A 17078-nucleotide genomic window follows, 5' to 3' on the forward strand; every position below is an offset into this window, starting at 1 on the left:
TCGGCCTACAATCCTCAACAATGAAATCCTTCACACAGTTGCTCCAAGAAAAAATCATCGTCTTTGACGGTGCTATGGGAACCAGCATTCAGGCGCAGAACCTGAATGCCGATGATTTCGGCGGCGAACATCTCAACGGCTGCAACGAATATCTGGTCGTGTCCAAACCTTCCTCGGTCGAAAAAGTGCATTCGGATTTCCTCTCCGCCGGCGTTGACGTCATCGAAACCGATACCTTCGGCGGCGCGTCTATCGTCCTTGCGGAGTACGGCCTCCAGGATCGTGCGCATGAATTAAACTGCAAGGCTGCGGCGATTGCTAAAAAAGTGGCGCAGCAGTTCTCGAGCTCGACCCATCCCCGGTTCGTTGCCGGTTCGATGGGGCCGACAACCAAGCTCCCCTCGCTCGGGCACATCACCTTCAACGAGATGAGCAAGGCGTATTATGAACAGGCTTCAGGGCTTGTTGAAGGGGGCGCCGACCTTCTGATCGTCGAGACCTGTCAGGACCTGCTGCAGACCAAGTCGGCGCTCGCCGCGATCTTCGAATATTTCTCGGACAAAAAGGTCCGCGTTCCCGTCATCGCGTCGATCACGATCGAAACGATGGGGACAATGTTGATGGGGACAGAAATCGGCGCCGCCCTTGCTGCGCTCGAACCGTTTGACATCGATGTGATCGGCTTGAACTGCGCGACCGGTCCGAAAGAAATGTCCGACAATATCCGCTATCTCTGCTCTGCATCGCCGCTTCCCGTTTCATGCATTCCCAACGCCGGCCTTCCCGAAAATATCGGCGGACGCGCTCATTATCATTTGACGCCGGAAGAATTCGTGCAGTATCTCGGCCATTTCGTCAAGGACCTCGGCGTCAGTGTCGTCGGCGGGTGCTGCGGTACGCGTCCCGAACATCTCAAGCAGCTTGTTGCCGCGGTCGGAAATCTTTCGCCAAAAAAGCGCTCGGTGGATTTTGTCCCCTCATCGTCGAGTTTGTACATCAGCGCCCCGCTTCACATCGACCCTCCTCCCGTCATCGTCGGCGAGCGGACGAACGCCAACGGCTCCAAGAAATTCAAAGAGCTGCTCCAGGCCGAAGACTACGATTCGATGGTCAACATGGCAAAGGAGCAGACCAAAGAAGGGGCGCATGTGCTCGACCTCTGCGTGGCATACGTCGGCCGCGACGAAGTGCGTGACATGAAGGAGGCGGCGTTCCGTTTTAACACGCAGGTGACCCTTCCGATCATGATCGACTCGACCGAAGCCCCGGTCATCGACCAGGCGCTGCAGCTTTTTGCCGGAAAGTGCATCGTTAATTCCATCAACATGGAGGACGGCGAGGAGCGGATCAGGAAGATCGTCCCGATGTGCAAAAAATACGGGGCGGCGGTCGTTGCTCTGACGATCGATGAAAAGGGGATGGCGAAGACCGCCGAGGCAAAGCTCGGCGTCGCAAAGCGAATGCACGAGCTTGCGGTTGGAAAGTTCGGCATGAAACCGACCGATATAATTTTTGACACGCTCACGTTCACGCTCGGCAGCGGGGACGAGGAGTTCCGCAAGGCCGGAATCGAAACGATCGAGGGAATACGGCTCATCAAAAAGGAATTTCCCGAGTCAAAAACACTTCTCGGCGTCAGCAACATTTCGTTCGGTCTCGCCCCGCATATCAGGCATGTCCTCAACTCCGTTTTTCTTCACTATGCGATCGACGCAGGCCTCGATATGGCGATCGTGAACGCGCAGAAGATCATGCCGTTGTTCAAGATCGAAGAGCGGGGGAGGGAGCTTTGCCGTCAACTCGTCTTTGACGAAAGGAAATTCGAGGGGGATCGGTGCGTTTACGACCCTCTGACCGAGCTGATGGCGTATTATGCGGACAAAAAAGGAGAGTCAAAGAAAGAAAAGAAGCCTCTCGGCTCGACCATCGAAGAGATACTAAAGAACCGGATCATTGATGGGGACAAGCAGAGTCTTCAGGCCGACCTGGATGAAGCGCTGAAGCGCTATTCTGCGCTCGACATCATCAACACTATTTTGCTCGACGGAATGAAAGTCGTCGGGGACCTTTTCGGGCGCGGTGAGATGCAATTGCCGTTTGTCCTGCAATCCGCGGAAGTGATGAAGGCCGCGGTCTCGTACCTCGAGCAATTCATGGAGAAATCCGAAAGCACGAGCAAAGGGTCGATGGTGCTTGCGACGGTCAAAGGGGATGTTCACGACATCGGCAAAAATCTGGTTGATATCATCCTCACCAACAACGGCTACAAGGTCTACAACCTCGGCATCAAGCAGCCGGTTGAAAATATCATGCGCGCGTACGAAGACTACAAAGCGGACGCGATCGGCATGAGCGGTCTTTTGGTGAAATCGACGCTCGTGATGAAGGAAAATCTGGAAATGCTGAACGAACGCGGCTTGCGGCCGCCGATCGTTCTCGGCGGAGCTGCGCTCACGCGCCGCTACGTAGAACAGGATTTGCGCGGATTGTACCGCGGCCTCGTGGTGTATGCAAACGACGCGTTCGACGGGCTGCATTTCATGGAGCAGCTGAAGACGAAGGGAATTTCGAGTTTTCAACATCGGGAGATACAACCGGCCGAAGATGCTGAAGAAGTGGAAGAGACATTAACCGGCTCAGAAGCGAAAATTGCATTGGCTTTGAAGGAACAGCCCGTACAAAAAGCCGAGAGAAAAGAAACTGATGGCGGAACGAGATCCTCTCATCGGTCAAAAGTCTCGAAGAACGTGCCGATCCCCGTTCCTCCATTTTGGGGGACCCGGGTGGCGGAGAATATTCAATTGGAAGCCATTTTTCCTTACATCAACGAAGCCGCTCTCATTAAGGGGCAATGGCAGGTCCGCAAAGGGAAAAAGACGGAGGCGGAGTACAAACAATTTCTCGCCGAAAATATCTACCCTGAGCTTGAGAGAATAAAACGCCGGTGCTCGCTTGAGAAATTGCTCGACCCAAAAGTGGTCTACGGTTATTTCCCCTGTCAGTCCGACGGCAACGATCTTATCATTTACAATGACGATCGAAGATCGGAACGGCTTCGGTTTACCTTCCCGCGGCAGGAAGGGGACAGGTATTTATGTCTGTCCGACTATTTTGCTCCCATCGATTCAGATGCGATGGACGTCGTCGCCTTCCACCTTGTGACGATGGGGGCGCGCGCTTCGAAACATTCCGCGCAGCTGTTCGCTTCCAATAATTATAAAGAGTATCTTTACTTCCACGGATTAAGCGTCGAATCGGCCGAGGCGCTTGCCGAGTTGTGGCACAAGAGGATCCGCGAGGAACTGGGGATCGCCGGCAGCGATTCGCCGGATATCAAACGGCTTTTCAGCCAGGGATACCAGGGGTCGCGGTACAGTTTTGGGTACCCGGCGTGCCCGAATCTCGAGGATTCGGCGAAACTGTTCCAGCTTCTTCAGCCCCAACGCATCGGCGTGAAACTGTCCGAGGAATTCATGATGGAGCCGGAGCAGTCGACCGATGCCATCATCGTCCACCACCCGGAAGCGAAGTATTTCAACATCAAATAAGAAAACGGAATGTTCTTTTTTCATCCGCGCAATGTCCAATCATCAGAAGGAAAATAACGGCAATGGCAAATCTTGTACTTGTTCGTCACGGCGAATCACAATGGAATCTTGAGAACCGCTTCACCGGCTGGGTCGATGTTCCCCTCTCTGCAAAAGGAGAGAAGGAAGCCCAGGCTGCCGGAGAGAAACTGAAAGGATACAAGTTCGATGAGGCGTTTTGCTCGGTCCTCCAGAGGGCAAAGCGAACGCTCTCGATCATCATGCAGGTGACCGGGCATCCTCCGATCCCGACACAGTTCGACCAGGCGCTGAACGAGCGGCACTACGGCGCGCTGCAGGGACTCAACAAAGAAGAGACCGCGAAAAAATACGGCAAGGAGCAGGTGCACATCTGGCGGCGCAGCTACGATGTTCCCCCTCCGAAAGACAAGACCGAGTTGAATCCGGAAGGGATCAGCGAAAGCCTGAAAGACACGGCAGCGCGGACGCTTCCGTACTGGGAGAAAAAAATATTTCCCGAGCTCGTCAAGGGCAAAAGCATCATCGTTGCGGCGCACGGCAACAGCCTTCGCTCCATCGTCATGCATCTTGACAACCTGACGAAAGAGCAGGTACTTGAATTGAACATACCGACCGGCGCTCCGTTGTTGTATGTTTTTGACAAGTCGGGTAAGATCCTCGAACATCGTTATTTATAGCGATGTTGGGCGGAGGGATAGATTTTTTAGTTGAAATTTCAGCCGGATTTTACTATACTTTCTGAAAGAGAAAAATTCGAAAAAGGCGTTGAGTTGTTCAACAGCCGTCGTTTTTTCGAATGCCACGACGTGATCGAAGAAGTATGGATGGAGTGGCGCGGAAGCGATCGAACGTTCTTTCAAGGGATTATTCATATTGCCGTCGGTTTCTACCATCTCGGCAACGAGAATTTTCGGGGCTCGCGGAGTCAATTCCTGAAGGGAATAGCGAAGCTCGAACGGTATCAGCCTTCGTACTACGGCGTTGAACTGGAAAATTTTTTGAAACAGACGTCCCGATGCCTTCATTGGGTGATGGAGCGCGAGCAAGGGACGGGAACAGCGCCGTTCGACGAGAGCTTGATCCCGACGATCCAGTTTGTGAACACTAACAATTGAGAAAATATTACGATAAGAAGGAGATGTAGTTATGGCAACAATGATCACCGAGGAGTGTATCAACTGCGGCGCTTGCGAACCGGAATGTCCGAACACGGCAATCTACGCGGGCGGGGCTCAATGGGAATTTAAGGGGGCGATGCACGATGCATTGTCGAACGATTTTTATTATATCGTTCCGGAGAAATGCACGGAGTGCGTCGGACATTTCGACCAGGAACAATGCGCGGCTGTTTGCCCGGTTGATTGCTGCGTGCCTGACCCGAATCATGTGGAAACTGAGGATGTGCTGTTCGCGCGCGCAAAGGAGATCCATCCGGAGCGGGCGTTTGCCGACCTTGCTGCCGCAACATCGCATTTCAGAAAATAATTGCTGTTGAAATTTTTGAAGGTCGGTTCATCCATCGGAAGGACCGACCTTTTTTGTTTACGGTAAGGGCAGCCAACGATGAAGATCGGCGGTTACGAAATTCATTCCATTGAAACCGGACGCTTCGCGCTCGACGGGGGCGCGATGTTCGGCGTGGTGCCGTGGGTCTTCTGGTCGAAGACTAATCCTCCCGATTCGCGGAACCGCATTACGCTTGCCGCCCGGTGCCTTCTTCTTGTCGGGAACGGGAAGGTCATCCTTGTCGACAACGGCAACGGAACAAAATGGTCCGACAAGCTGAAGGATATCTATCGTTTGGACAACTCACAGTTTACCCTCGAACAATCGTTGAAGAAACACGGAGTCGCGCCGGACGATGTGACGGATGTCGTTCTGACGCATCTCCACTTCGACCATTGCGGCGGAAGCACGACGATCGTCGATGGAACAATTGTTCCTGCGTTCCGCCGCGCGTCGTATCATGTCCAGCGGGAGCATTTGAACTTGGCGCTCCAGCCGACAGAGAGGGACCGCGGCAGCTTCATGAAGGAAGATTTTGCCGTTTTGCGCGAAAGGGGATTGCTGAAATTAGTTGACGGAGAAAAAGAATTGTTCCCCGGTGTTCGCGTGATCGTGTGCAACGGGCATACATCGGCCCAGCAGCTGCCCGTTATTTCCGACGATTCCACAACGCTTCTTTTCTGCTGCGATTTGGTCCCGACCTTATCCCACATCCCGTTCCCGTACATTATGGGATATGACGTCCGCCCGCTCGCTACGCTGGACGAAAAAAAGAAAATCCTCCCCAAGGCAGAGAAAGAGGGGTGGATCCTTTTTCTCGAACACGATCCGGAGACCGAAGCTGTCACGTTGAAACAGGGAGAAAAAGGCCTCGTGGCGGACAAGAAATTATTCCTGGAATAGGAGCGTCGTGCGGCACTACAAGGTTGCACGGGTTGCGGATTTGAAAGAGAACCGGGGGTTTCTCGTGCGGGTCGCCGGCGAAGAAATTTCGCTCTTTAAAATTGATGGGGAAATTCTGGCGATCGGCAATGTTTGTCCGCATCAGCACTTTTCCAAATTGCACGACGGCGAAATAAAAGGATGCACCGTGACCTGTCCGATGCACGGATGGACGTACGACCTGCGCTCGGGCGTATCAACCAACGGCAGCGGGAGGGTCAAAACGTACAGCATAGAGGTCCGACAAGACGAGGTGTTTCTTCTCCGCGATGGCGACGCTGACTGAACAGATAAAGGCGAAAGCAATGGAGGTCGGCTTCAGCAAAGTCGGGATCGCAAAAGCTGAAGTGTTGACGGAAGAGGGGAAACGCCTGCAGGAATGGCTGCACCGTCGCTACCAGGCCTCGATGGGATGGATGGAGGAGAATGTCGGGAAACGGGTCGATCCACGGGAGATCGTACCCGGCGCGCGGTCGGTGATCTCGGTGGCGGCAAATTACTATACCAACATCCAGCACCGGCCACAAGATGATGAAGGAAAAATTTCCCGGTATGCCTGGGGGGATGATTATCATTTTCTTGTCACGGAGAGAATCCGGAAGCTGTTTGAGTGCATCAAACAAATAGCCCCGGAATCGGAAGGGCGCTATTATGTCGATACCGGCCCGGTGATGGATAAAGTTTGGGCCGAACGGGCCGGGATCGGATGGAGGGGGAAGCATACGAACCTCATCACGAAGGATTTCGGTTCGTGGGTCTTTCTCGGCGAGATCATCTCCACGCTGGAGCTTGAGTATGACTCCCCGATGGAAGATTTCTGCGGCACGTGCACAGCGTGTCTCGATGCCTGTCCGACAAAAGCCATCGTCGAACCGTATGTTGTCGATTCGAACAAATGCATCTCGTATCTGACGATCGAGCACCGCGGAGACATCGATAAAGATCTCACACCGCACTTCGATGGATGGGTCTATGGCTGCGACATTTGCCAGGATGTCTGTCCGTGGAACAAGTATCAGCAGCCGACGAACGATAAAGAGTTCTTCCCGCGGGAAGGGAACGTTACCCCCTCACTCGGCGTTCTATCATCGTTGACTCAGGAAGAATTTTCGAAGAAGTTCAGCAAAAGTCCGGTCAAAAGGACGAAGCGGGAAGGGCTCGTGAGAAACGCGACGATAATTAAAAATGCAAAAAGGAAAATGTAAAGAGCAAAATAACTTTATCTAACTTAGAGGATTGAAAAAGAAATATGGCAGATACTCATAAGGTTATTATCATCGGATCGGGACCGGCGGGGCTTACGGCGGCTGTCTATGCGGGGCGCGCGAATTTGCATCCCATTGTCTTCGAAGGGTTGCAGCCCGGCGGGCAGTTGACGATCACGACGGAAGTTGAGAACTATCCCGGGTTTCCCAAGGGAGTCATGGGGCCGGAAATGATGGAATTATTCCGCGAGCAGGCGCAGCGCTTCGGGGCGGACACGCAGTTCAAAGAAGTTGTTTCGGTCGATTTTTCAAAGCGTCCTTTCAAAGTTGTCACGGAGGACAAGGAATTTTTCGGCGAGACGGTGATCGTGGCGACGGGAGCTTCGGCAAAGCTTTTGAATATTCCGTCCGAAGCGGAATATATGGGATACGGCGTCTCGGCGTGCGCGACGTGCGACGGATTTTTCTTCAAAAATCAGGAAGTGTTCGTGGTCGGCGGGGGAGATACGGCGATGGAAGAGGCAAATTTTCTTACGAAGTTTGCCTCCAAGGTGACCATCGTTCACCGGCGCGATCAGTTCCGCGCATCGAAGATCATGCAGGACCGTGTATTGAACAATCAGAAGGTCTCCGTTGTATGGAACTCTGTCGTCGATGAGGTGCTCGGCGAACAGGTAAACGGCAAAAAGACGGTGACCGGATTGAAGTTGAAAGACGTGGCAACCGGCAAAAGCTCCACGGTGAAGGCGGATGGGCTGTTCATGGCGATCGGACATCAGCCCAACACGAAGATCTTCAAAGGCATTCTCGATATGGACCAAAAGGAATATCTGAAGGTCCAGCCCGGCTCGACGAAGACAAATATTCCCGGCGTCTTCGCGGCCGGCGATGTCGCCGATTCGTACTACCGCCAGGCGATCACTGCCGCCGGAAGCGGCTGCATGGCTGCGATCGATGCAGAAAGATTCTTGGAGACCCAAGGGATTCACTGACCCGCAATTCCCCTATTAAAAAGAATCAATCCCGACTCCGTCTCAAGAACATTCTCCTCGTTCATCCTGTGCGAAGCGAATGTCGCGGGCATTCCCCCCGAAAGCGACCATGCCATCGCACCGTCGTGATGGTAGGATCCATCCTCAGTTAACCAGCAGCCAACAACGCCGTTGTACGGCGCGGCTTTTTCCCAAACAGCGTTCAATTCTTCCGAAATTTTGTCATCCCGCCTGACGTAGTTTCATAGAGATATAGCGGATTTGGCAGAATCTTTGCCAGCTTGTCTTACTTCGCGGCTCCGAATTTTCATCCCTCCTTAAAATTCCTTCAAATTTCAAGTAATTCGCGTTTGGCATGCGGTTTGAAAATTACTTGGGCATGAAGCTGCATCAAACAACCAACAAAAAAAAATCAGGAGGTCAGTATGTTGTTCAAATATGAACCGGTTACATTCGACGAAATTTTTTCTCCCTCATCCCAAGTCGAATGGACATTCCCAGATCTTTTCGCTCAGTTGTCCCTGTTCGATCGAACAAAGAATTATCCGTTCGTGAACGTCGTTGAAGACAACAACGGCGTGCAGGTGTTGGCGGAGATCCCCGGCGTTCCGAAAGAAGATGTGAAACTGCAGCTACATGACGGCACGCTCACGATCAGCGGCGAAAGAAAATCTCCCGAGAAGGCGGAGAACAGGGTAGTGCTTCGGCAGGAAATTCATTACGGGACGTTCTCGCGGACCGTGCAATTGCCCGAGAGCATCGACACGGAAAAAATTTCGGCTGAATACGCAAACGGCGTGTTGAAGGTAACACTTCCGAAACGCGAAGCGGCGAAACCACAAGAAATTTCGATTCGATAACGAAGGAGGAGAATAATTCCATGACACAGGAACTTGAAAATGTGAAAATCAACGGCGCCGGACAGGCCCAGGCGAACGCAGTCCGCGTGCTTCGTCCGGCAGTCGATATACAGGCTTTAGCGGATACGTATGTCGTGAGACTTGACGTTCCCGGAGCCGCAAAGGATGGCATCAGCGCACGTATCGACAAATCGATCCTGACGGTTTCGGCAAAAGTCTCTGCGTCAGCGTTCGCGGACGACGGTGCGCAGCCGGTCGAATACCGCCGGGAATTTTCCCTTGCGGACGATGTTGAAACCCAGACTGTCAGTGCCGAATACAGCCTGGGCGTTCTGAAGATCACGTTGAAGAAGAAGCAGCAGTTTCTTCCAAAAGAGATAAAGATCTCATAGCACTATCAAGAGCAATTTTTCGATGAAAGGAGAATCACTATGTCCCTCATTAAAAGAAATCCGAACAGAGAACTGGAGTTATGGAACAGGGAATTCCCGATCCCGCATGCGCTTGACAGGCTTCACAACGAGATGAATCGCGTTTTCGGCGATTTCTTCCGCGGCGACCTGGCCGATTCCGGCGCCTTCTTCTCAGGAACCTGGGCTCCGGCCGTCGATCTTTCCGAAACGGATGATGCCTACCTCGTCCGCGCCGAGCTCCCCGGGATGAAGAAGGAGGACGTGAAGATCACGTTCAATAACGGCCTGCTCACGATCCGGGGAGAGAAAAAGAACGAAACCGAAGAGAAGAACCGGACGTACCACCGCATCGAGCGGAGCTACGGATCATTCGAGCGTTCATTCAATCTGCCGGGAGCGGTGAAGAGCGGAAACGTCGAAGCGAAGTATGACGACGGCGTTCTGAGCATCACCCTTCCCAAGACGGAAGAAACGAAGGAAAAAGTTATCGATGTGAAGATAAAATGATTTCGCAGATGGCGCAGAGTTAACGCAGATTCCAGATTGCGCAGAGTGAATGCTCTGGATGCCCGGCTGAGGATGGCCGGGCATTTTTATGTACATGACTCTTAAAAAGCAAAAGCCCGGAGAACATGCCGGGCCTGTGCTTTTTATAAAAGGGGAATTTTCTATTTAATCGAGAGCAACTCAACCTCGAAAATCAGCGTCGCGTTGGGGCCGATGGCTTGACCCGCGCCCCGTTCGCCGTATGCGAGGTTTGCCGGGATGAACAGCTGCCACTTCGAGCCGACCTTCATGTGCTGCAAGGCTTCGGTCCAGCCGGGGATGACGCCGTTCACCGGAAATGTTGCCGGCTCGCCTCGTTTGTATGAATTGTCGAACTCCGTCCCGTCGATCAACGTGCCGCGGTAATGTGTCGTGACCGTGTCGTTAAGTCCGGGTTTCTTGCCGGTCCCCTCTGTGATCACTTTGTACTGCAGGCCGCTCGGCAGCGTGATCACGCTGTCCTTTTTTTTGTTTTCCGCAAGAAAAGCCTCGCCTTCCTTTTGATTTTTCCCGGCAAGCTCTTCGGTCTGTTTGGACTGCTTCTCCATCATTTCCTGCTGGAACGCGGCCATGATCTGCTGGATCTCCGAATCGCTCAGCACGAGTTTCTGGTTGGCGAACGCATCTTTGAGTCCCATGAAAAGGGTTTCCGGGTCGATGTCGATCCCCTGCTTTTTCAGATTCCTGGCAATATCGGTGCCGATGATGTAGCTGACCTTCTGTTTTTCCGTCGTCAGGCTTGGCGCCGTCTGCGCGCAAAGTTGCAGTGTCATTGCAGCGAACAACAACACGAGGAACATTCTTTTCATCTTGTTCTCCTTCTGGAAAGAAAATTGATTTATGCAGGCTGATCCTGCATAAGATCCGGGAGGGTGATTCAAACCGCGGCTGTTAAGCAGGCAACGGGTTCCAAAATAGCGATTTTTTGCGTCGATTCCAAGAGGGAATGAGAACAAAGTACGGGGCTATTGCGAAGAGAGGCTGACGATCTATTTTCCTTCCATGAAATTCAGAAGGGATCGCATATCATCTTTTTCATCCGGGTCATACGCCAACTCAACCGCCTTCTTTTGAAGTTCGACCGCTTCGTCGCGCTTTCCTTGCGCAAAGAGAACTCTCGCCAGCGCTCCTAGAGCGAACCCCTTTTTCATCTCCGTTAATTGGCATGCCCGTTTCGCGGCCGCTGAAGCCAGAGACAGTTCAGTGGAGTCCTTATTTGCCGATACTCGCGCGATCGTCCGGGCGAGATTTGCGAGCAGGCGGGGATTGGACCGGAATCGTTCTTCAATCGCTGAGCGCGCAAATTCCATGGCCTGCCGGGGAAGGCGCGCGTCCGAGTAGATCAATGCATACTCTTTTCCAGCCCATTCATAGAATTCCTCGGCGCTCAGTTGAAGAAGGGATTCGCATGCTGCCTCGGCTCCTTTGTAATCCCCGTTGCGGGAGCAGCTATAGTACGCGACTTTGAAGGGTTCGGATCTTGAAGCTTTCTCCATCTCGTCATCATATTTTTTTGCAGCCGAGACCAGATCCCATCTACCGGAGACCACCTGGTCGAGAGGTCCGTCGAGCTCGGAAGGATGGCCTATCCATGCGATCACACCGTCGTTGTTGACGATGAATGCAAGCGGGATCCCGACAGAATATTTTCCCGCTCCTTCGATCCATTCTTTCGCGAAGTTCCCTTCGAAGAAAGTCAGTCCAGGGGGTACGGAGTCCTGCGCGACTTCGTAAGCCATGTTGTCTCCTTGCTTTTCGACGAAGGGCCGGGCCAACGACGAATCTTCTTCCCAAACATCGATTCCGATTACGGTAACTTTGCCGCTATATTTGTTCTGAAGAGATGAAAGATGGGGAATCGATTTGACGCATGGAGCACACCATGTTGCCCACGACTCGACAACATAGATATGCCCCTTGAGGAATTGATCGGTCCGTTCCCCCTTAAGCCACTTTCCCGTAATAAGCGGAGGAGCGGGTTTGCCTACGCCGACGGCAAAACCGTTGCCATGACATGGCGGGGTGAATACAAACATGATCAGGATAACAGTGAATGCCGGTTGTCGAAGAAGGTCCGGGCGTGGCATGGGTTATTCAATATTTGAAAGAGAGAATCTTCTCTGATATTAGACTTCGGCTCGAGCAAATAGTTGGGGGGCGTCAGGCATCGGAAATGCCGTATCGAGTGCAGGTGAATTTGGGAGATGTAAAGAAGAACGGGAGCTAGTCACCAACGTATCGCGGAACCGATCCCAATGATCGATTCCGCTGTACTGATTACGGGGCCCATTTTTTGAGGAAGGCAAGGACCTTGTCGTGGTCGTGTCCCTGCCCCGCCTCAAGCTCGCCGGTGTCTTGAGACCAGAGGAAGGTTCCGTCGGTGTCGAGCACGAAGAAATGCGGATAGCCGGGGATCTTCGGGTACTGCGAGAGGAATTCCTTGTTCTCGTTTCCCTTGCTGAAATTAACCTTCACGTAGACAAATTTCTGATGAAGAAAATTGGTCACATCCTTGTTCTTTTCCCAGAAATGGTCAAGGTAATGACACCATTTGCACCAATTCCCGCCGACATCGAGCAGAATCCGTTTCCCGGTTCTCTTCGCTTCTACCACCGCCGCCTTCAGGTCCTTCGCCGGGTTTCGTGTGGAATCGAATTCCGTGACCGCGACATACGGCGCCCGCAAAGAATCTTTCTCTGCGGCATAGGAAGAATTCGCGAAGGTCAATACTGCAACAAGTACCGCAAGAAACAAAACTGGTTTCATCATTCATTCTCCGATAAAGGTCCTGCCAATGTACAAACGCTGGTTTGTACAACTTAATCCGAGGGAACCAAAAAGTCAATGACGCATGACGATTCCTTTGAATCATAACGCCTAATTGACTAACTTTGATAAGAGCATGTCAGAGTCATTGCTCCGATCAGCAACCCATTCAACTACAACCCATAGTTATTTTCTAAAGGATACTTTATGACAACACATTCTCCGGTACCATCAACTCCGGACTCCTTCCACGCGCGGACAATGTCGATCTCGCTGACTGTCAAAGACCTTCAAAAGAGTCTCGAGTGGTACCATGAGATCATCGGCTTTGCCGTCGACCGCAAAATTGAGAGAGAAGGGAAACTGCGAGGAGTGGCGCTGAAAGCGGGCGACGTCAGGATCACGATCAACCAGGACGACGGTGCAAAGGGGTGGGACAGGATCAAGGGACTTGGTTTCTCGATCAGCCTCACGACGGAACAAAACGTTGACGAGTTGGCGGCGCGTCTGAAGAAATCCGGCGTAACTCTCGACTCGGAACCGGCCGATATGTCGTGGGGAGTGCGGATGATGAGACTGCACGACCCGGACGGATACAAGCTCTCCATCTCGACTCCACTCGCGAAAAAATAGAATGCCCAAAAAGGAATACGATGAATCGTCAAAATATCACACTCAGGAAACTGGGAAATTCCACGCTTATGGTCTCTCCCATCGGACTGGGATGCTGGCAGTTCAGCAAGGGGAAGGGAGTGATCGGACGATATTGGCCGACACTTTCTTCTGAGCAGATAAAAGATATTATACGCGTTTCGCTGGAGGGAGGGATAAACTGGTTCGACACGGCCGAGGTCTATGGATGGGGCGAATCCGAGAAATCGCTCGTGCAAGCTCTGACCTCGCTTGGCACGTCGCCTATGGAAGTGCTGGTCGCTACGAAGTGGTGGCCTGTCTTGCGCTTTGCCGGCTCCATCACGAAAACAATCGAGGAGCGAAAGCGGCTGCTGCATCCATTTCCGATCTCGCTGCATCAAGTCCATCAGCCGTATGCGTTCGCTTCGGTCGCCGGGCAGATGAAGGCGATGGCGTCCCTTGCGGCCAATGGTGACATACGGTATGTCGGCGTGAGCAATTTTTCCGCGCGGGCGATGCGAACAGCTCATGTTGAATTGCAGAAATATGGATTGAAGCTGACGTCGAACCAGGTCCATTACAGTCTCGCGCATCGGAATGCCGAGTCGAACGGTGTCTTGGAAACTGCGAAAGAACTCGGAATTGCCATCATTGCCTATTCCCCCCTGGAGCAAGGTCTGCTGACGGGAAGATTTCACGACGTTCCGGGCTCCGCAAAGACTCTCGGCCTTGCACGGCGGCGGTCGGGAACATTTTCACCGGCAAATATTGAGCGATCGCGGCCGCTGATCGCGACACTTCGCGAGGTCGGAAAAAAGTATGAGAAAACTGCAGCGCAGGTGGCGTTGAACTGGCTGGTGAATTACCACGGCGACATGGTCGTCGCGATCCCCGGGGCGACAAAAGCGGAACAGGCCAGCAGCAATGCGCAGGCAATGACGTTCGCGCTGACGAACGGAGAACTTGGAGAAATCGAGCAGGCTGCGCGAAAGTTCAAGTGAGAAGGGGGAGGAGAAGCGAGTCCCCCGGTTTTCCCTCTGCTCTTCGGAAACGGTAAGACCGTTCTTTTGACCGGACGCTTCATCTCGCGTGAGACGGATGATCTTCCCGACATCGCGGCCGCTCCCTACTTAGCGAAGCGGTAAAGCACTTCGAGCCTGTAGCTCCGGGTCCTTCGCTGTTCATCTCCACGATCACCCTTTTGTGCACTTCGGATCAGCCCTCGGCCGGGTTCATCCCAGCCGTTTTTTATGGACCGGGATCGGGCGAATCGACAATCTCTTGAACCGCGAGACCTCCGTAGAAATGTCATCGTGATTCGAATCTCATATAATCCGCCCCATAGGCACTGATCTCGAGATCCCTCTCCCCCGACAGTCGATGTGATGATCACCGATCACTTTAGGAAAATGCGCTTGCGTTGACCCCTTTGGATGATAGTCGTTTTGAAGAGGCCGGCGATTTTCGTAACTTTGTTTCACCATGAAGAAATTCACACTTGCAAAACCGGCTGCTCATCCGCTGCACCTCGTGACGCCGCAGAGCTTCAGGGTTGATTACAAAAAGGAACTCAACGCCGCCCAATACGAAGCAGTCACTTCCGTCGACGGCCCCTTTCTGATTATTGCGGGGGCGGGCACGGGGAAGACGAGGACGATCGTCTACAGGGTGTCTTATCTTGTTGAGTGCGGTGTAAGACCGGAGAGCATTCTCCTCCTTACATTCACCCGAAAGGCAGCGCGGGAGATGCTGCGCCGTGCGGTGATTCTCCTTGATTCGAGGTGTGAAAACATCGCCGGGGGGACATTTCACTCATTTGCCAATGGGCTGTTGCGGAAGTACGCCGACAAATTGAAATACGCACGCAACTTTACAATCCTCGACCAGGGAGACGCTGAGGATGTCATCAATTTGATCCGAACTCAGCTCAAATTCGATTCAAAGGCAAGGCGATTTCCGCGTAAATCAACCTTGTACGACCTCTGCAGCCGTTCGGTTAATACGTTGATTCCTGTAGATCAATTGGTGGCGAGAGACTACCCTCATTATCTTGAGAATATTGATGACATCAAGAAAGTCCATGACGGCTATGCGCGTTACAAGGCCTCCAACAATCTTATGGACTATGACGATCTGCTCCTGAACATCGCAAAGCTTCTGAGTTCCAACGAATCGCTCCGCGCAATGTTGTCGGAAAAGTATAAGTATATTATGGTGGATGAGTATCAGGACACCAATAAGATTCAAGCAGAAATCGTCCGCCTTTTGGCGTATAAGCATCAGAACGTCATGGTTGTGGGGGACGACGCCCAGTCGATCTATTCGTTCCGGGGTTCGACGATTGAAAACATCCGGACGTTTCCCGGCGAATTTCCGGGATGCAAGATCATCAAGCTCGAAGAGAACTTTCGCAGTTCGCAACCGATACTGAATCTGGCAAATGAGATCCTCAAGCGAGCGGTGACTCCTCAGTGAACGGACTTTACTATAAAGAGCTGTTTTCGAAAAAAGAAGGGGGCAATCTGCCTCATCTTGTCATCGCAGAAAACGAGAACATGCAATCCCGCTTCGTCGTGGAGAAGATCCTCTCGCTTCGCGAAGAGGGGATCCAACTCGAGGAAATGGCGGTGCTATTCCGTTCATCGTTCCTTTCGTTCGACCTGGAAATTGAATTGACGAAAGCAAATATTCCTTTTGTAAAATACGGCGGGTTCAAGTTCATTGAGACCGCGCACGTCAAGGACATGATCGCATATCTGCGCGTGCTGGAAAATCCGCGAGATTTGGTCTCCTGGAACCGTATTCTCCTGCTTATAGAAGGTGTGGGACCAAGAACCGCTGAGACTGTGGCGGACGACATCATGAATAAAAGGCTCGGCCATGGAGCAGATGGACGAGAAACTATGGTGTCTGAAAAGTTCTGGCAGGATTATCACGCTTATCCGAAAGGTGTTCAGAAGCTTTTCGATACACTCAAAAGCGCTTCGTCGCCAAGAATGTCCCCCGCGGAAAAGTCATATCACATCCTGAATTATTACAAACCAATACTTACCTCTCAGTACGACGATCATCCGAAGAGGTTGAAAGACCTTGAGATGTTCCAGAATATCGCGGAGCGCTATAATGATGTTGAGACATTCCTCGCAGACATGGCCCTTGAACCGCCAAACGAAAGCGTCGTTGACGTTGAGTCTCCGGGAAAAGAGGAGGAGCTGCTTGTATTATCCACCATTCACAGCGCGAAAGGTCTTGAATGGAAGGTCGTATTCATTATCTATGCTCTCGAAGGACGTTTTCCGTCCATGAAGGCACAATCGGACAGCGAGGAAATGGAGGAGGAGTTGCGGCTCATGTATGTGGCATGTACCCGCGCCAAGGACCATCTTATTATCACGTATCCGATAAATATCTTTGACAGAGAAAGCGGGGCAGTCCTTTCGAAACCATCGCGGTTTATCGACGGGATCGCAGATCATTTATTGGAGCCGTGGGTCGTGGAGTAGCTTATTGAAAGGGGAAAATCGATCTTTTCTTTGCAGGCACACTGCTGTCCGGCAGGTTCTGAAAGGCCACAGAGGAGACGATGGGGGATGCTAGATCCTTCTTGAACGGTTGGAAAACAATATCAAACGCAAGTCACGACCAC

At 52.3% G+C, this 17078-nt stretch carries 19 protein-coding genes; 15 read left to right on the forward strand and 4 right to left on the reverse strand.

Features of this window, described 5'->3' with window-relative positions; all coding sequences use genetic code 11:
* The first annotated feature begins 20 nt into the window (after positions 1 to 20).
* From metH to trxB, 8 genes are all read left to right on the forward strand, one after another.
* Positions 21 to 3548 carry a methionine synthase gene (metH, locus tag VMF88_13620; GenBank protein HTY12094.1) on the forward strand — a complete coding sequence of 1176 codons (3528 nt, stop codon included), beginning with the start codon at positions 21 to 23 and terminating at the stop codon, positions 3546 to 3548.
* 62 nt (positions 3549 to 3610) lie between these two features.
* The gene (locus VMF88_13625; GenBank protein HTY12095.1) at positions 3611 to 4246 is read left to right on the forward strand and encodes a 2,3-bisphosphoglycerate-dependent phosphoglycerate mutase; all 636 of its coding nucleotides are present in this window, start codon (positions 3611 to 3613) and stop codon (positions 4244 to 4246) included.
* Between the two features lie 30 nt (positions 4247 to 4276).
* Positions 4277 to 4684: a DUF309 domain-containing protein gene (locus VMF88_13630; GenBank protein ID HTY12096.1), complete on the forward strand. Its 408-nt coding sequence runs from the start codon at positions 4277 to 4279 to the stop codon at positions 4682 to 4684.
* Between the two features lie 31 nt (positions 4685 to 4715).
* Positions 4716 to 5054, forward strand: coding sequence for a YfhL family 4Fe-4S dicluster ferredoxin (locus tag VMF88_13635; GenBank protein ID HTY12097.1), 339 nt, complete (start codon positions 4716 to 4718; stop codon positions 5052 to 5054).
* Positions 5055 to 5132: 78 nt separating this feature from the next.
* Positions 5133 to 5978 (forward strand): MBL fold metallo-hydrolase, encoded by an 846-nt coding sequence (locus tag VMF88_13640; protein ID HTY12098.1) that lies wholly within the window; start codon positions 5133 to 5135, stop codon positions 5976 to 5978.
* A gap of 7 nt (positions 5979 to 5985) precedes the next feature.
* Positions 5986 to 6303, forward strand: a complete 318-nt coding sequence (locus VMF88_13645; protein HTY12099.1) for a Rieske 2Fe-2S domain-containing protein — start codon at positions 5986 to 5988, stop codon at positions 6301 to 6303.
* Entirely contained in the window at positions 6287 to 7222 is a 936-nt protein-coding gene (gene queG / locus VMF88_13650) for a tRNA epoxyqueuosine(34) reductase QueG (GenBank protein ID HTY12100.1), read from the forward strand. Before VMF88_13645 ends, queG begins: the two co-directional genes overlap by 17 nt.
* A 44-nt stretch (positions 7223 to 7266) precedes the next feature.
* Complete coding sequence (gene trxB / locus VMF88_13655) at positions 7267 to 8214, forward strand: thioredoxin-disulfide reductase (protein HTY12101.1); 948 nt, start codon at positions 7267 to 7269, stop codon at positions 8212 to 8214.
* On the opposite strand, the gene VMF88_13660 is transcribed toward trxB, so the two are convergent.
* Entirely contained in the window at positions 8208 to 8420 is a 213-nt protein-coding gene (locus tag VMF88_13660; GenBank protein ID HTY12102.1) for a hypothetical protein, read from the reverse strand. The two genes, trxB and VMF88_13660, sit on opposite strands and share 7 nt — an antisense overlap.
* A gap of 219 nt (positions 8421 to 8639) precedes the next feature.
* Here VMF88_13660 and VMF88_13665 point away from each other — a divergent pair, with 219 nt between their 5' ends.
* From VMF88_13665 to VMF88_13675, 3 genes are read left to right on the forward strand one after another with little or no spacing between them, the layout of a single operon-like run.
* Positions 8640 to 9074 (forward strand): Hsp20/alpha crystallin family protein, encoded by a 435-nt coding sequence (locus VMF88_13665; protein ID HTY12103.1) that lies wholly within the window; start codon positions 8640 to 8642, stop codon positions 9072 to 9074.
* 20 nt (positions 9075 to 9094) lie between these two features.
* Positions 9095 to 9466, forward strand: coding sequence for an Hsp20/alpha crystallin family protein (locus VMF88_13670; GenBank protein HTY12104.1), 372 nt, complete (start codon positions 9095 to 9097; stop codon positions 9464 to 9466).
* A 39-nt stretch (positions 9467 to 9505) separates the two neighbouring features.
* The gene (locus VMF88_13675) at positions 9506 to 9994 is read left to right on the forward strand and encodes an Hsp20/alpha crystallin family protein (protein HTY12105.1); all 489 of its coding nucleotides are present in this window, start codon (positions 9506 to 9508) and stop codon (positions 9992 to 9994) included.
* Positions 9995 to 10155: 161 nt separating this feature from the next.
* Here the strand turns inward: VMF88_13675 and VMF88_13680 are convergent, their stop codons facing one another.
* From VMF88_13680 to VMF88_13690, 3 genes are all read right to left on the reverse strand, one after another.
* The gene (locus VMF88_13680; GenBank protein ID HTY12106.1) at positions 10156 to 10842 is read right to left on the reverse strand and encodes an FKBP-type peptidyl-prolyl cis-trans isomerase; all 687 of its coding nucleotides are present in this window, start codon (positions 10840 to 10842) and stop codon (positions 10156 to 10158) included.
* Positions 10843 to 11022: 180 nt separating this feature from the next.
* Complete coding sequence (locus VMF88_13685) at positions 11023 to 12120, reverse strand: thioredoxin domain-containing protein (protein ID HTY12107.1); 1098 nt, start codon at positions 12118 to 12120, stop codon at positions 11023 to 11025.
* 190 nt (positions 12121 to 12310) lie between these two features.
* The gene (locus VMF88_13690) at positions 12311 to 12802 is read right to left on the reverse strand and encodes a thioredoxin family protein (GenBank protein HTY12108.1); all 492 of its coding nucleotides are present in this window, start codon (positions 12800 to 12802) and stop codon (positions 12311 to 12313) included.
* A 204-nt stretch (positions 12803 to 13006) separates the two neighbouring features.
* On the opposite strand from VMF88_13690, the gene VMF88_13695 reads away from it, so the two are divergent.
* From VMF88_13695 to VMF88_13710, 4 genes are all read left to right on the forward strand, one after another.
* Positions 13007 to 13432 (forward strand): VOC family protein, encoded by a 426-nt coding sequence (locus tag VMF88_13695; GenBank protein ID HTY12109.1) that lies wholly within the window; start codon positions 13007 to 13009, stop codon positions 13430 to 13432.
* Between the two features lie 20 nt (positions 13433 to 13452).
* Positions 13453 to 14433 carry an aldo/keto reductase gene (locus VMF88_13700; protein ID HTY12110.1) on the forward strand — a complete coding sequence of 327 codons (981 nt, stop codon included), beginning with the start codon at positions 13453 to 13455 and terminating at the stop codon, positions 14431 to 14433.
* A 481-nt stretch (positions 14434 to 14914) separates the two neighbouring features.
* A complete protein-coding gene (locus VMF88_13705) occupies positions 14915 to 15907 on the forward strand; it encodes an ATP-dependent helicase (GenBank protein HTY12111.1) in 993 nt (330 codons plus the stop codon).
* Positions 15904 to 16935, forward strand: coding sequence for an ATP-dependent helicase (locus VMF88_13710; protein HTY12112.1), 1032 nt, complete (start codon positions 15904 to 15906; stop codon positions 16933 to 16935). The genes VMF88_13705 and VMF88_13710 overlap by 4 nt, the downstream gene beginning before the upstream one ends.
* Positions 16936 to 17078 lie beyond the last annotated feature (143 nt).

The organism is Bacteroidota bacterium, assembly GCA_035506275.1.
Lineage (GTDB): Bacteria > Bacteroidota > Ignavibacteria > UBA10030 > UBA8401 > JAGVPT01.